The following is a 14,413-nucleotide window of genomic DNA, read 5'->3' as shown; positions in this document are numbered from 1 at the left end:
ACTCTATGCCATAGTGGAACCTGAATCTAAGCCCCACTGATGCTTGAGCAACTCTTGGTAAGTTGCTTCCCTGACCATCATCTGCTCATAAAGCTTAACCAAAAAGTCTTTTGCTTGGTCAGGACTCATGTTGTGTACCTGGGTAGCAAAAGAGCGGATGCTGAATTGCTGTTCCAAAGATAGTTGAATGGGTTGGTTCATATTAAACTCCGAGAAAGAGAACGGGTAAAATTGATCTCAATTACAGAATTAGCAAATGTATAATTAAAATTCAGTAGTGATTACACATTTGTACCTGTATATTAAGAAAGATAACAATTGTTTGCAGAATTGCCCACATCCTTATGGGTAGGGTTGGTATTTTGATATCTTGCATTTATTTAGGCTAGGGGATGTATAACCTAGGTATACCCAAGGCAACTGGGGCAGATAATGGCTTTTGAGGTAGCATCGGCCATACATTGGTTGACAGTCTACTCATTGTCGCATATCCTGTGGGGATTTGCTGACAGAGGAGTAGGAAACCTTAAGTTATTAACTGTGAATTATATTCGCCATATATGATTATGTGCAACAAGTAAATTAACCTGGTTTAATAACAACCCCCAAGAGGTAGATTTGGAGGTTAAAAATATTTTTATCAATTTGTCAAGCATAAAAATGCTCAGACTGAACAAATTTCTGGAAAAGTAGTGAAAAACCTGGAAAAATAGTAATACAGTTGCTCTTGTTGAGCGTACTCTAAAATCTGTGTTGAGAAGCCGGAACAGCAATTGAGGATTTTCAGTCATTTGGGGTGAGGAAAATCCAAAATTGCCAATCTTAACTATTCTACAGACACCATGACTACCGTGATGTTATCATGTCCACCCTGGTGTTTGGCGGCTGTAATTAGCCCATGAGAAGCTGTTTTTAGTTCGGGAGAGTGGCGGAGGTGATCCGCAATTTGCTGATTATTCAGTTCTTCGGTGAGTCCATCGCTACATATTAACAGGCGATCGCCCAATTGAACATCTAGGGGTTGGATATCAACTTGATGTAAGTCTATTCTGCCCAAACAACGAGATAATACATGGCGGTAGGGGTGACTTCGAGCTTCCTCTTCAGTAATGTCACCGAACTTAATAGCCCGAGACACCCATGTATGGTCTTCAGTCACCTGTTGTAATTGGGACTCTCGAAACCGGTATAACCTGGAATCACCAACGTGAGCGCACCAAGGGGAATTTGAGGGGCGAAAAATCACCACCACAGCAGTAGTACCCATATCAGAGCGTTCAGGATGCTGTTGCTGATCCTCTAAAATGGCTTTATTTGCTTGCCATAGGGCATTTTCTAACAATTTGGGAGTGGGTTGATCGCTATTCCATTGGGAGATTAAAAACCCTGTTATTTCGTCGGTGGCGATGCGACTGGCTTCCTCACCCCCTGCGTGTCCCCCCATACCATCAGCAACAATAAAAAATCGCCCATCAGGGTCGACATAGAAAGCATCTTGGTTACTAGAACGAACAAGTCCCGGATCGCTAGAACCGGTGAAGTTAAGTTTCATAATTTTTGAGCACAATTAATATGTCCGGTCATAACGGTCGAGGCGTGAAAGCAAGCGAATCATTATAACTGAGACTGCGGCTGCAATCAAACCAGCTAGCACCGCCGGCCATACATAACGATTAACTAATAAAATTGTAGCCGAAAGAGTGAATCCACTGATAATTAGGGCGTAGGTTGTGCCTAGTTGAATATTACTCTGTCTTCGGAGTAAACGTTCGGTTTCTATAGAACGCACACGCACGCGCATATCTCCGCGTTCTAATTTTTCCAATGTATCTTCTAATCTCCGGGGTAACCCCAATGCAGTGCTACTAACTTGCACTGCTTGCCGACTTAACTCATTGATAAAGCTGTTATTATCAGAACCATTCATATTTGTTATTAGTTGCATGGCATATGGTTGGGCAACTTCCATAAAGTTAAAATCTGGATCTAAGCCTTTACCTACCCCCTCCAGAGTAGAAAAGGCTCGCATGACAAAAGTGAAGGTGGCGGGAAATCTAAATGGCTGATTATAGGCTATTTCATACAGGTCGTCACTGATGGCCGACACTGATTGATTTTCAAAGGGTTGGTCCATGAAATTGTCCAACATATATTGGACAGAACGCCGTACTGGCCCCATGTCATCTGTAGGTGCGATCGCTCCTAGATTTATCAGAGATTGAACCACGCGATCGCCATCTTTTTGAGCGATTCCAAACAGCGTTTCCATCAGTCCTTCACGCACATTAGACTTAATTTGTCCCATCATGCCGAAGTCGTAGAAAATTAAATCGCCATTAGGACTCACCGCAATATTTCCGGGGTGAGGATCAGCATGGAAAAAGCCATTATTAAGCAATTGTAACAAGTAAGCTTGAGCGCCCTGACGTGCTAGCACCTTGCGATCTAAACCCGCAGCTTCTAAAGCCTCATATTGGCTAATTTTAATTCCGGGGACATATTCTAAAGTCAACACTCTAGGTGAAGCATAACGCCAATACACTCTAGGTACTTTTACCCATTCATAGCCGCGAAAGTTGCGACGAAAAGTATCAGCATTGCGACCCTCATTGAGATAATCAATTTCTTCCCAAAGAATACGACAACACTCATCGTAAATCCCTAGCCAGTCTCGCCCCCGTCCCCATTTGGGGTGGTTTTGAAAGTAGCGGGTAATACCCTTGAGAATTTGTAAATCGATTTCAAACAGCTTCTTGAGTCCAGGGCGCTGTACTTTCACCACCACCACCTCCCCGGTGTGCAATACAGCTTTGTGTACTTGGCCCAAACTAGCAGCCGCCAGGGGAATAGGTTCAAAATCCAGGAATAATTCCGGAATTTTCTTACCTAATTCTTGCTCAATACTGGTTTCTACTTGCTCATAACTAAATGCTGGTACTTTGTCCTGTAACTTAGCCAACTCTTCTACATATTCGCCGGGGAATATATCAGCACGGGTAGAAAATAACTGCCCGACTTTAATAAAAGTTGGCCCTAAGTCCAACAGGGTATTACGAATCCAGACTGCTTGGGCTTTGCGTCTAGCAGCTTGCTTTTCCTCAGTTATACCGCCGGGGTAACTCCAGGATTTGTTGTACCGCCAGAGTTTGAACATTAAGGTCAAGACAAAAGACCAGATGTCTACAAAGCGCCGTCTACTAGAGTAATTTTCCCGATTCCAACGGTATGCCTGATCTGAATAACCTGTTTCCATATTTTTTGTGTACCGTTGGTTGTTAACCAAATCACCTGAATGAAAAGACACACTGAATCCTGAAATATTGACCAGCCACTGTCATGTAATCATGACTAATCAGGAAGTTTATACAGAACTACTGCGATAACGCTGTAATTCATTACGCAAGAGGGCAATTTCTGCCCTGAGTTCGTCAATGGTGGCTTGGACATCCACAGCATCAGCACCAGAAGACCCAGAACCTGGGGTGCTGTGACCAGCGGCTTCAGCTGCCCGATTTGCCCGTTCTAAGACCTCTTCTGTGAACTGGCGCATTTGCTCTCTGGCTTCGGCCTCTAATTTGCCCAAATCGCTCAAAGCGTCGGTTATAGCCACTTCTAGGCGCTCATTAATTACTTCTGCTACAGCTCTGCCTACAAAAAAGGCTTGTACAAGAGGGTTATTCATAAATTTTTGTTACGTTGCTCCGCAAGAAAATTATAACTTGCCTCTTTGCTTTAGTGCTTCTGTTAAATAGTGAGAAATTTGAAAATCAAGACGTGTAACTAATTGTAACATATCTGCTTAAAACGAGGAAATATTACTAACTCACCATTTATTGAGTAGTAGCCTAGTTGACAATTAAATAGACAAACCTATACACTTATCTACAAACCTATAAGTGTATTTATGTTTAAACCTCATGAGTTTGCAAAGAAAATTGGGGTGTCAGTCAAGACATTACACAGTGTTGAGGTCGAGCAATGCTTTTATCCATTAAAACAAAGTTGAAACTGAGTAAAACCCAAGAAATAATAATGAATAAACACGCAGGTATTGCCAGGTTTACTTATAACAGGGGTTTAGCGACTTGGAATAATCTTTATAAAGATGGATTAAAGCCCAACAAATATATTCTGAAGAAATTTTTTAATAATCATGTTAAACCTGAGTTTGAGTGGATTAAAGAAAAGGGTATTTGTCAGAAAATAACTCAATATGCTTTCGACCATCTAGGCGATTCTTTCTCTAGATTCTTTAGCGGTAAAGGTGGATATCCTAAGTTTAAAAACAAAGGACATCGCGATGCGTTTACCATTGATGCTGGAGGTAAGCCAATTCCAGTAGGCGGCAAATCAATAAAGCTACCGACGATTGGATGGGTAAAAACTTATGAAGGCTTGCCACATACAACCTGTAAATCAATCACAATATCAAAAACTGCTAATAGCTGGTTTATTGCTTTCGCTTACGAGCAAGAACACAAAGCAATAGATAAGCAGCACGAGATTGTAGGGGTGGATTTAGACATACAGTTATAAGAATCTGGTTTTTACCCAGTCTTACCTCTCATCCCTGAGCATAAATGCTCCCGATCAAGAGAACAAATCGCACTTACCGATATTCAGTCTAACGTTCCTGCTGGGCGGCTGTGAGTAGCCTTTGCAACACAACCAAGTCTTTCATCAGTCCGCTCCAGCAGAGTTGTTATGCGGCTTACGCTGTGACCATTGTAGATTTGATGTCAGGTGATGCTGGCTCGAAATGCAACACCATAATTTGCTCCGAACGCAACCCGACAGATTCATAAGTGCGTCCAGCCCGATCGCTAAATTCGACCTCAAATGCTGTACCATCAGCTAACAGTTCAACCACTGTCCCAACTTGCCCGCGCCATAAATTATATTCAGGAAGGTCAACGGTCAAAGCTATAACATCTAGCAATTTGGCTGTATTTTTTGGCATCTCTGATCACCTCCAAGCACTACAGTGGGTAGCAGGTTGTTAACCTCGGAATTTCCGAACCATGCTCAATGATCCAGCCACTCCGAAGGGTCGCACTTCTATTTTGCCATTCAATCGTAAAATCTAGTGTATAGCGTTGCCCAAACTCATCTTGTCTGCCGAGTCGCACTTCTTGAGTTTGAATCACTTCAAGCAAAATTTGGCGTAATTCTTCAGCGTTATCAGCAGTCATCCCAAGGCACGATAAAAACAGTCGCGCTTTGTGCTTGCCATCGTTATGTTCTGGATTGAGGCAGTAGTCGCGAAGTTTACGAATATCGACAATTGCGTTCTCTGCATTCGGAAGGAGCATGAAAAAGCTGACATGGATAAGCATTCCTCAGTTTATCTCAAAGTTTGTAGTGTAGGCTGACTTTTCGGGGGCTGGGCTTTCGGTTCTAGCTGAATTTGAAACCATCCGCCTAAAAAGGCTCCTGCTACCAAGGCAATGAGCCACGATGCGAAAGATACGGTTCGCCTTATGGTCTACAATAATTTAATGAATTTATAGTCATTTATGTACATTTGTAGTATAATATAATTATGAATGTACGATCATTAAATGAATGAAACTATCTGATTATGCAAAAAAGGTAGGGATAAGTTATAGAACTGCGTGGCGTTGGTACAAATCCGGCGTAATCACAGGTTATCAACAACCTACAGGAACCATAATTATTAATCTACCTGAAACCAACCAAAACCCTAACAAAGTTGTAGCTATCTACTGCCGTGTTTCTGATAATGGTTCAAAAGACAACTTAGAAAGACAAGCTGAAAGGTTAACCCAATATGCTACAGCTAGGGGGTACACAATATATAAAGTTGTTAAAGAAATCGGCAGTGGGTTAAATGACAACCGCAAACAGTTGTCAAAGCTTCTAAAAGACGATAAGTATAATATTCTTCTGGCCGAACACCCTGATAGAGTAGCAAGGTTTGGTTTGAACTATTTAAAGATTCTTCTTAATAAACTAGGTAAAGAGTTGGAAATTGTTAATCAAGCTACTGAAGGTAGAGATGAACTAATGCAAGATCTAGTATCGATAATATACTCGTTTAGTGCGAGGATGTATGGGTTAAGAAGAGCAAAGACAAAAACAGAACGTATCACTCAGGAGTTACAAAATGAAGCTGATTGAGCGTCATGTTATTAAACCAAGTCACCCAGCATACAAAGAAATAGATGAACTTTGCTTTAAATCGAAGAACCTATACAATGCTGTTAACTTCATAGTTAGACAGGAATACATTCATAACAACAAGCATATTAATTATGCGGGAGCCTATCACCTAATCAAAGAATCTGTTGATTATAAAGCTTTGCCAGCAAAGGTAAGTTGTCAAATCATTAAATTAGTTGATAGATGCTGGCTTTCATATTTTGCAGCTATTAGTTCTTTTACGACCAACCCTGATAAGTTCAAAGGTCGGCCTAGACTACCTGGATATAAACATAAAACAAAAGGTCGTTGTGTGGTCATTTACCCGGCACAGGGTATTAGCAAAAAAGGGTTAAAAAAAGGGTTATTACAACCTTCAGGTACAAATATATCTATTTCAACTGCTATTCAAAATAAAGTTAAAGAACTTAGATTAGTACCTAGAAGTGGATTCCATGTTGTAGAGGCTGTTTATGAAAAGAATGAAGTAGTCACAGTTAGGAATCAATATATTGCAGCTATCGATTTGGGGCTTAATAACCTGGCCACCATAGCTTCAAACAAAAAAGGCTTTCAGCCGTTGATTATTAATGGTCGCCCATTAAAGTCAACCAATCAATTCTTTAATAAACAAAAAGCCCAACTCCAATCGAAGCTTCAAACTCAAGACCCCAATAGATACACCTCCAACAAAATATCCAATCTTCTCACCAAAAGAGATAGTAAAGTTGATACCTATCTACACCAAGCTAGTAGAACCATTATTAATTACCTTCGACAAAATCAGATTGATACTTTGGTGATTGGTAACAACAAACAGTGGAAGCAAGATATTAATATTGGTAAGCGTAACAATCAAAATTTTGTTCAGATACCGCACTATAAATTTATCGAGCAGTTGGTTTATAAAGCTAACTTAGCTGGCGTTAAAGTTATTATCAACGAAGAAAGTTATACCTCTAAGGCTAGTTTTCTTGACCTTGATAATATCCCGGAGTACCAAAAAGGGGCAGAACGTGTATTTAGTGGTAGAAGAGTAGCTCGTGGGTTGTATAAAGCTTCCAATGGAAGGTTAATAAACGCTGATTTAAATGGGGCGTACAACATATTAAGAAAAGCAGTCCTGAACGCTTTTGCAGACGGGATAGAGGGGTTAGGAGTAACTCCAATCAGGTTTACCCCTGGTAAAGTGACTTTGTAGATTTGTCTATAATTTCACAAACTCTTACCCTTTTCATTTTGAGCATTCAGTCAGCGTAACGCACGAATTTTGAACATTAGATAAGGTGCGTTACATTTCATTAACGCACCCTACAAGATCGGCGATCGCATCTTAGAAAAAATACTCTTCACCAAATCACTACTTTCTTATGCAAAAACCACGCAAAAATAGTAGTAGAAGATTTAAATGTTTCTGGGATGATTTCAAATCACTTAGCTCAAGTAATCGCTGATTGTGGTTTTTATGAATTTAAGCGCCAGTTAGAGTACAAAGCTAAAAAGTTTGGTGGTGAAATTATAATTGCTGATAGATTTTACCCTTCAAGCAAAACCTGTTCAAATTGTGGGCATATCCAAGATATGCCACTAAAAGAAAGAATTTACAACTGTGGAAGTTGTGGTCATTCAATGGACAGGGATTTAAACGCAGCAATTAACTTATCGAGGTTGGCTAAACCTTGAAAGCTTACTGAGGGAGTGTGATTCGTTCTTCCTAAATGAGTAGAAATGCTCAGGGACGGAAGGTAAGACTGGGTAAAAACCAGACTCTTATAACCGTTCGTGTTCATGGTGCGACTCGTTCTCTCGATCGGGAGCATTTATGCTCAGGGATGAGAGGTAAGACTGGTAAAAACCAGATTCTTATAACCGTTCGTGTTCATGTGGGTGAAAATCCCACCCCCTAGGTGCAAGGGTGACAGCATCTCCCTTACGGTAGCGACTAGCCATCAATCCGTAAAGCACCGGAGAAAAGGCGTTCCTACTGAGAGCCTAACTTGGTACACGTCAAGCAAAGTACCCATGAGTAAGATTTCCTAAGATGTGTCTGAAGCGTCGTTACACAGAACCAGCCAAATAAGGCTGACAGGCTGGAACCAAAAGGTAAAGGATAAGGAGACGGCTGTCGTGGACAGACCGTTAAGCACTTCCGAGAAACCCGGCGTAAAGCATCACTCTAAAGGTACACAGAATGGACACACGGAACGAAGTAACCCCTTGTTAGCTCTTTTAGAAGGTCGAATCTAAAAGTAGGTGCTAACCGGATGCTGCAAGTGGGTCAGATTGAGTCAGAAGCGAACGCTTAGGGTAATGCCTAAGATATGCTGACAGATTCACGGTGATATGGAAGATAAAGTCTCAAGTAGGAATTATGTCTAAAACGAGTGTAAAGACTACGGTAGAATGGAACACGATTAACTGGAAACAGTTAGAACGTCGCGTTTACAAAATCCAAAAACGAATTTATCAAGCCTCAGCCCGTGGTGATGTCAAGGTGGTTCGTGGACTCCAAAAGGTGCTGATGAAGTCTTGGTCAGCCAAAGCTTTGGCTACACGTAGGGTAACTCAAGACAACCAAGGAAAGAAAACCGCCGGAGTTGATGGGGTGAAAGCTTTATCACCCAGCAAAAGACTGGAATTGGTAGAAGAGTTAAAACTAGGGTCTAAACCCAGACCAACCAGAAGAGTTTGGATAGACAAACCTGGAAGGGATGAGAAAAGACCACTAGGAATACCTACAATCTATGATAGGGCTTTACAGTCGCTTGTCAAACTAGCCTTAGAGCCAGAATGGGAAGCCAAGTTTGAGCCTAACTCATATGGATTCAGACCAGGGCGCTCATGTCATGATGCCATGGCAGCAATATTTAATGCTATCAGATACAAACCCAAATTTGTATTAGATGCTGATATCGCTAATTGTTTTGACAAGATTAACCATCAAGCATTGTTAAAGAAACTGAACACCTACCCTAAACTACGTCGTCAAATCAAAGCGTGGTTAAAAGCAGGTGTGGTTGATAGCAAAGTCCTATTTTCTACAGAAGAAGGTACACCGCAAGGAGGTGTCATATCCCCTCTGTTAGCAAATATAGCCTTACACGGTATGGAAGAAATTCTTAAAGAATTTGTTTCAGAATTATCAGGTAAAGGCTCTAGAGAGAAGAAGGCTAAAGCAATATCAATCATTAGATATGCGGATGATTTTGTAATCCTGCATGAAAATCTAACAGTTATTGAACAATGCAGGGAAATCCTAGTCAAATGGCTAAATGAAATGGGACTGGAATTAAAACCTAGTAAGACCAGATTGGCTCATACTTTAGTATGAACACCAATCAGAAAAACCTGGATTTGATTTTCTGGGATTCAACGTAAGGCAATCCCCGGTTGGTAAATACAACTCAGGATTGAACACAAAGAAGGAAATATTAGGATTTAAAACCATCATCACCCCATCCAAGAAATCTGTTAAGAATCATTATGAAAAGATTTCTAGCACCATTAAAAGACATTTACCAGTACCACAATTGGGACTGATAAGGAGTCTTAACCCTATTATTAGGGGATGGTGTAATTACTACTCATCGGTAGTAAGTAAAGAAATCTTCAATAGTATCTCTAATCAGGTTCACCGAGGACTCTACAGATGGGCAAAGCACCGACACCCCAATAAATCCGGGAAATGGATAGCCAATAAATACTGGCATACAATCGGAGGCAATAACTGGGAATTTGCAGTAAAGATGGATGATAAGTTCATTAAACTGTATAGACACCCAGAGACTCCCATTGTGCGTCATGTTAAGGTTAAAGGTAACGCTTCGCCATTTGATGGTGATTGGGTATACTGGAGTTCAAGAATGACAAACCATCCCGAAGCCAATAAAAGAGTAGCGACCCTACTTAAGAGGCAAAAGGGTAAATGTCCAGAATGTGGGCATTACTTTAGGGACGGTGATGTAATGGAAGTAGACCACATCTTACCCCTCTCCAAAGGTGGAAAAGATGAATATAAGAATCTACAACTATTACACAGACATTGCCACGATAGAAAGACAGCCAATGATGGAAGTCTTGTAGGTATTCATGACAAGAACCATATCATTGAGGAGCCGTATGAAGCGAAAGTTTCACGTACGGTTTTGTAGACGAGTCGGTTGGGTGACTGACCGGCTTAGTTTAATTGGGTGAGAATCCCACCCCCTAGGTGCAAGGGTGACAGCATCCTCCTTACGGTAGCGACTAGCCATCAATCCGTAAAGCACCGAGGAAAAGGCGTTCTTACTGGGAGCCTAACCTGGTACACGCCGAGCAAAGTACCCATGAGTAAAACGAAAGTTGAAGATGTGTTTAAAGCGTCGTTACAAGCAACCAGCCAAATCAGGCTGACAGGTTGGAACCAAAAGGTAAGGGATAAGGAAACGGCTATTTTCCTCTAGACCGTTCAGCACTTCCGATAAACCCGGCGTAAAGCATCACTCTAAAGGTACACAGAATGGACACACGGAACGAAGTAACCCCTTGTTAGCTCTTTTAGAAGGTCGAATCTAAAAGTAGGTGCTAACCGGATGCTACAAGCGGGGAAGATTGAGTCAGAAGCGAACGCTTAGGGTAATGCCTAAGATATGCTGACAGATTCACGGTGATATGGATGATAAAGTCTCAAGTAGGAATTATGTCTAAAACGAGTGTAAAGACTACGGTAGAATGGAACACGATTAACTGGAAACAGTTAGAACGTCGTGTATACAAAATCCAAAAACGAATTTATCAAGCCTCAGCCCGTGGTGATGTCAAGGTAGTTCGCGGACTCCAAAAGGTGCTGATGAAGTCTTGGACAGCCAAATCTTTGGCAACACGTAGGGTAACTCAGGATAACCAAGGAAAGAAAACCGCCGGGATTGATGGAGTGAAAGCTTTATCTCCTAGCGAAAGATTGGAATTGGTAGAAGAGTTAAAACTAGGGTCTAAACCCAAACCAACCAGAAGAGTTTGGATTGACAAACCGGGAAGGGATGAGAAAAGACCACTCGGAATACCTACAATGTATGATAGGGCATTACAAGCGCTTGTCAAACTAGCTTTAGAGCCAGAATGGGAAGCAAAGTTTGAACCTAATTCATACGGATTTAGACCAGGACGCTCATGTCATGATGCCATACAAGCAATATTCAAGTCTATTAAACAAAAATCCAAATTTGTATTAGATGCTGATATCGCTAAATGTTTTGACAAGATTAATCATCAAGCATTGTTAAAGAAACTGAACACCTACTCTAAACTACGCCGTCAAATTAAGGCATGGTTGAAAGCAGGTGTGGTTGATAGCAAAGTCCTGTTTTCTACAGAAGAAGGTACACCACAAGGTGGTGTCATATCCCCTATCCTGGCAAATATAGCCTTACACGGTATGGAGGAAATTCTCAAAGAATATGTCTCAAATATACCAGGTAAAGGCTCTAGAGAGAAAAAGGCTAAAGCAATATCAATCATTAGATATGCGGATGATTTTGTCATCCTGCATGAAAAACTAACAGTTATTAAGCAATGCAGGGAAATCTTAGTCAAATGGCTGAATGAAATGGGATTGGAATTAAAACCTAGCAAGACCAGAGTGGCTCATACCTTGTATGAACATCAATCAGAAAAACCAGGATTTGATTTTCTTGGGTTCAATGTTAGACAACACCCAGTTGGTAAATACAACTCAGGATTAAATACTAACGGCTCTACCGTACTTGTTATGCTAATTTAACAACTGGTTCGAGGGAACAGGGAACAGGGAACAGGGAACAGAGATTAAGAAGGAATATTCAGGCATTTTCTTCAATAACCAACATTATTTCCTTTATACGGTAAGCCTTTTCGGATTTTATCAAAACAATTTAGCATATTAGGTACTGAAGAACCATACTAACAAAGAAACACTAGGCTTTAAAACCATCATCACCCCATCAAAGAAATCTGTTAAGAATCATTACGAAAAGGTTTCGGACACCATTAAAAGAAACTTACCAACACCACAATTGGGATTGATAAGTAAACTCAACCCTATAATCAAGGGATGGTGTAATTACTACTCATCAGTAGTAAGTAAAGAAATTTTCAGTAAAATTGAAACTCAGATTTACCAGCGACTACACAGATGGGCAAAGCGCCGACACGCCAATAAAACTGATAAATGGATAGCCAAAAAATACTGGCATACAATCGGAGAGAATAATTGGGAGTTTGCAGCAAAGATGGATGATAAATTCATCAAACTGCATAGACACTCAGAGACTCCTATTGTACGCCACGTCAAGGTTATAGGCAACGCCTCACCATTTGATGGTGATTGGGTGTACTGGAGTTCAAGAATGACAAACCATCCCGAAGCCGACAAAAGAGTAGCAACTCTACTCAAAAGGCAAAAGGGTAAATGTCCAGAATGTGGGCATTACTTTAGGGAAGGTGATGTAATGGAAGTAGACCACATCTTACCCCTCTCCAAAGGTGGAAAAGATGAACATAAGAACCTACAATTATTACACAGACATTGCCATGACAAGAAGACATCCACTGATGGAAGTCTTGTAGGTATTCATGACAAGAACCATATCACTGAGGAGCCGTATGAAGCGAAAGTTTCACGTACGGTTTTGTAGACGAGCCGGTTGGGTGACCGACCGGCTTAGTTTAATTAAGCGCTCCCATGCTCCCATCGAAGTAAGAAATGAATGTTTAGAGTTTGTGAAATTATAGACAAATCTACAAAGTCACTTTACCAGGGGTAAACCTGATTGGAGTTACTCCTAACCCCTCTATCCCGTCTGCAAAAGCGTTCAGGACTGCTTTTCTTAATATGTTGTACGCCCCATTTAAATCAGCGTTTATTAACCTTCCATTGGAAGCTTTATACAACCCACGAGCTACTCTTCTACCACTAAATACAAGTTCTGCCCCTTTTTGGTACTCCGGGATATTATCAAGGTCAAGAAAACTAGCCTTAGAGGTATAACTTTCTTCGTTGATAATAACTTTAACGCCAGCTAAGTTAGCTTTATAAACCAACTGCTGGATAAATTTATAGTGCGGTATCTGAACAAAATTTTTATTGTTACGCTTACCAATATTAATATCCTGCTTCCACTGCTTGTTGTTACCAATCACCAAAGTATCAATCTGATTTTGTAGAAGGTAATTAATAATGGTTCTACTAGCTTGGTGTAGATAGGTATCAACTTTACTATCTCTTTTGGTGAGAAGATTGGATATTTTGTTGGAGGTGTATCTATTGGGGTCTTGAGTTTGAAGCTTCGATTGGAGTTGGGCTTTTTGTTTATTAAAGAATTGATTGGTTGACTTTAATGGGCGACCATTAATAATCAACGGCTGAAAGCCTTTTTTGTTTGAAGCTATGGTGGCCAGGTTATTAAGCCCCAAATCGATAGCTGCAATATATTGATTCCTAACTGTGACTACTTCATTCTTTTCATAAACAGCCTCTACTACATAGAATCCACTTTTAGGTACTAATCTAAGTTCTTTAACTTTATTTTGAATAGCAGTTGAAATAGATATATTTGTACCTGAAGGTTGTAATAACCCTTTTTTTAACCCTTTTTTGCTAATACCCTGTGCCGGGTAAATGACCACACAACGACCTTTTGTTTTATGTTTATATCCAGGTAGTCTAGGCCGACCTTTGAACTTATCAGGGTTGGTCGTAAAAGAACTAATAGCTGCAAAATATGAAAGCCAGCATCTATCAACTAATTTAATGATTTGACAACTTACCTTTGCTGGCAAAGCTTTATAATCAACAGATTCTTTGATTAGGTGATAGGCTCCCGCATAATTAATATGCTTGTTGTTATGAATGTATTCCTGTCTAACTATGAAGTTAACAGCATTGTATAGGTTCTTCGATTTAAAGCAAAGTTCATCTATTTCTTTGTATGCTGGGTGACTTGGTTTAATAACATGACGCTCAATCAGATTCATTTTGTAACTCCTGAGTGATACGTTCTGTCCTTCTCTTTGCTCTTCTTAACCCATACATCCTTGCACTAAACGAGTATATTATCGATACTATATCTTGCATTAGTTCATCTCTACCTTCAGTAGCTTGATTAACAATTTCCAACTCTTTACCTAGTTTATTAAGAAGAATCTTTAGAGGATGTTTTAAAAGGTATGATTAGTGTATCAACTATTGTTTGACCCCACCCTAACCCTCCCCTTGTAAGGCTATCCATTACCCGGA

15 protein-coding genes are annotated in these 14,413 nt (G+C 40.5%); 8 read left to right on the top strand and 7 right to left on the bottom strand.

Going from position 1 to position 14,413, the window contains the following annotated elements; translation table 11 throughout:
- Positions 1 to 3 precede the first annotated feature (3 nt).
- From AC6IZ0_RS09580 to AC6IZ0_RS09565, 4 genes are all read right to left on the bottom strand, one after another.
- Positions 4 to 201 (bottom strand): NblA/ycf18 family protein, encoded by a 198-nt coding sequence (locus AC6IZ0_RS09580; RefSeq protein ID WP_271733994.1) that lies wholly within the window; start codon positions 199 to 201, stop codon positions 4 to 6.
- Positions 202 to 826: 625 nt separating this feature from the next.
- The gene (locus AC6IZ0_RS09575; RefSeq protein WP_497725905.1) at positions 827 to 1,552 is read right to left on the bottom strand and encodes a Stp1/IreP family PP2C-type Ser/Thr phosphatase; all 726 of its coding nucleotides are present in this window, start codon (positions 1,550 to 1,552) and stop codon (positions 827 to 829) included.
- A 15-nt stretch (positions 1,553 to 1,567) separates the two neighbouring features.
- Positions 1,568 to 3,253, bottom strand: a complete 1,686-nt coding sequence (locus AC6IZ0_RS09570; protein ID WP_271733881.1) for an ABC1 kinase family protein — start codon at positions 3,251 to 3,253, stop codon at positions 1,568 to 1,570.
- Positions 3,254 to 3,361: 108 nt separating this feature from the next.
- Complete coding sequence (locus AC6IZ0_RS09565) at positions 3,362 to 3,682, bottom strand: DUF6825 family protein (RefSeq protein WP_497725904.1); 321 nt, start codon at positions 3,680 to 3,682, stop codon at positions 3,362 to 3,364.
- 296 nt (positions 3,683 to 3,978) lie between these two features.
- Between AC6IZ0_RS09565 and AC6IZ0_RS09560 the strand changes: the two genes are divergently transcribed.
- Positions 3,979 to 4,536, top strand: coding sequence for an RNA-guided endonuclease InsQ/TnpB family protein (locus AC6IZ0_RS09560; RefSeq protein ID WP_497725903.1), 558 nt, complete (start codon positions 3,979 to 3,981; stop codon positions 4,534 to 4,536).
- A 175-nt stretch (positions 4,537 to 4,711) separates the two neighbouring features.
- Here AC6IZ0_RS09560 and AC6IZ0_RS09555 read toward each other — a convergent pair whose 3' ends face one another.
- Together AC6IZ0_RS09555 and AC6IZ0_RS09550 are read right to left on the bottom strand one after the other, a co-directional pair.
- Positions 4,712 to 4,960, bottom strand: coding sequence for a DUF4926 domain-containing protein (locus AC6IZ0_RS09555; RefSeq protein ID WP_271733209.1), 249 nt, complete (start codon positions 4,958 to 4,960; stop codon positions 4,712 to 4,714).
- Between the two features lie 19 nt (positions 4,961 to 4,979).
- A complete protein-coding gene (locus tag AC6IZ0_RS09550; RefSeq protein ID WP_348519783.1) occupies positions 4,980 to 5,312 on the bottom strand; it encodes a DUF6883 domain-containing protein in 333 nt (110 codons plus the stop codon).
- 253 nt (positions 5,313 to 5,565) lie between these two features.
- On the opposite strand from AC6IZ0_RS09550, the gene AC6IZ0_RS09545 reads away from it, so the two are divergent.
- From AC6IZ0_RS09545 to AC6IZ0_RS09515, 7 genes are all read left to right on the top strand, one after another.
- Complete coding sequence (locus tag AC6IZ0_RS09545) at positions 5,566 to 6,141, top strand: IS607 family transposase (protein ID WP_497725902.1); 576 nt, start codon at positions 5,566 to 5,568, stop codon at positions 6,139 to 6,141.
- A complete protein-coding gene (locus AC6IZ0_RS09540; RefSeq protein ID WP_497725901.1) occupies positions 6,128 to 7,363 on the top strand; it encodes an RNA-guided endonuclease InsQ/TnpB family protein in 1,236 nt (411 codons plus the stop codon). The genes AC6IZ0_RS09545 and AC6IZ0_RS09540 overlap by 14 nt, the downstream gene beginning before the upstream one ends.
- A 155-nt stretch (positions 7,364 to 7,518) precedes the next feature.
- On the top strand, positions 7,519 to 7,845 hold the full coding sequence (locus tag AC6IZ0_RS09535) for an RNA-guided endonuclease InsQ/TnpB family protein (RefSeq protein ID WP_497726033.1): 327 nt from the start codon (positions 7,519 to 7,521) through the stop codon (positions 7,843 to 7,845).
- A gap of 688 nt (positions 7,846 to 8,533) precedes the next feature.
- Positions 8,534 to 9,493: a reverse transcriptase domain-containing protein gene (locus tag AC6IZ0_RS09530; RefSeq protein ID WP_497725900.1), complete on the top strand. Its 960-nt coding sequence runs from the start codon at positions 8,534 to 8,536 to the stop codon at positions 9,491 to 9,493.
- Between the two features lie 79 nt (positions 9,494 to 9,572).
- Positions 9,573 to 10,313: a group II intron maturase-specific domain-containing protein gene (locus AC6IZ0_RS09525; protein ID WP_497725898.1), complete on the top strand. Its 741-nt coding sequence runs from the start codon at positions 9,573 to 9,575 to the stop codon at positions 10,311 to 10,313.
- Between the two features lie 527 nt (positions 10,314 to 10,840).
- Positions 10,841 to 11,920 carry a reverse transcriptase domain-containing protein gene (locus tag AC6IZ0_RS09520; RefSeq protein WP_497725897.1) on the top strand — a complete coding sequence of 360 codons (1,080 nt, stop codon included), beginning with the start codon at positions 10,841 to 10,843 and terminating at the stop codon, positions 11,918 to 11,920.
- Between the two features lie 271 nt (positions 11,921 to 12,191).
- A complete protein-coding gene (locus tag AC6IZ0_RS09515; protein WP_497725896.1) occupies positions 12,192 to 12,812 on the top strand; it encodes a group II intron maturase-specific domain-containing protein in 621 nt (206 codons plus the stop codon).
- Between the two features lie 103 nt (positions 12,813 to 12,915).
- Here the strand turns inward: AC6IZ0_RS09515 and AC6IZ0_RS09510 are convergent, their stop codons facing one another.
- Complete coding sequence (locus tag AC6IZ0_RS09510) at positions 12,916 to 14,151, bottom strand: RNA-guided endonuclease InsQ/TnpB family protein (protein WP_497725895.1); 1,236 nt, start codon at positions 14,149 to 14,151, stop codon at positions 12,916 to 12,918.
- Positions 14,152 to 14,413 lie beyond the last annotated feature (262 nt).

This window comes from Anabaenopsis sp. NIES-4685 (assembly GCF_059725405.1).
Note: the sequence above shows the minus strand (reverse complement) of the source record. Positions and strands in the feature narration are given on the sequence as shown.

What these genes read in the sequence shown, in the direction of transcription:
- AC6IZ0_RS09520 (WP_497725897.1), top strand. Translation starts at nt 10,841, where the DNA reads ATGTCTAAAACGAGTGTAAAGACTACGGTAGAATGGAACACGATTAAC.
- AC6IZ0_RS09545 (WP_497725902.1), top strand. Translation starts at nt 5,566, where the DNA reads ATGAAACTATCTGATTATGCAAAAAAGGTAGGGATAAGTTATAGAACT.
- AC6IZ0_RS09565 (WP_497725904.1), bottom strand. Translation starts at nt 3,682, where the DNA reads ATGAATAACCCTCTTGTACAAGCCTTTTTTGTAGGCAGAGCTGTAGCA.
- AC6IZ0_RS09530 (WP_497725900.1), top strand. Translation starts at nt 8,534, where the DNA reads ATGTCTAAAACGAGTGTAAAGACTACGGTAGAATGGAACACGATTAAC.
- AC6IZ0_RS09570 (WP_271733881.1), bottom strand. Translation starts at nt 3,253, where the DNA reads ATGGAAACAGGTTATTCAGATCAGGCATACCGTTGGAATCGGGAAAAT.
- AC6IZ0_RS09555 (WP_271733209.1), bottom strand. Translation starts at nt 4,960, where the DNA reads ATGCCAAAAAATACAGCCAAATTGCTAGATGTTATAGCTTTGACCGTT.
- AC6IZ0_RS09575 (WP_497725905.1), bottom strand. Translation starts at nt 1,552, where the DNA reads ATGAAACTTAACTTCACCGGTTCTAGCGATCCGGGACTTGTTCGTTCT.
- AC6IZ0_RS09510 (WP_497725895.1), bottom strand. Translation starts at nt 14,151, where the DNA reads ATGAATCTGATTGAGCGTCATGTTATTAAACCAAGTCACCCAGCATAC.
- AC6IZ0_RS09580 (WP_271733994.1), bottom strand. Translation starts at nt 201, where the DNA reads ATGAACCAACCCATTCAACTATCTTTGGAACAGCAATTCAGCATCCGC.
- AC6IZ0_RS09540 (WP_497725901.1), top strand. Translation starts at nt 6,128, where the DNA reads ATGAAGCTGATTGAGCGTCATGTTATTAAACCAAGTCACCCAGCATAC.
- AC6IZ0_RS09560 (WP_497725903.1), top strand. Translation starts at nt 3,979, where the DNA reads ATGCTTTTATCCATTAAAACAAAGTTGAAACTGAGTAAAACCCAAGAA.
- AC6IZ0_RS09550 (WP_348519783.1), bottom strand. Translation starts at nt 5,312, where the DNA reads ATGCTCCTTCCGAATGCAGAGAACGCAATTGTCGATATTCGTAAACTT.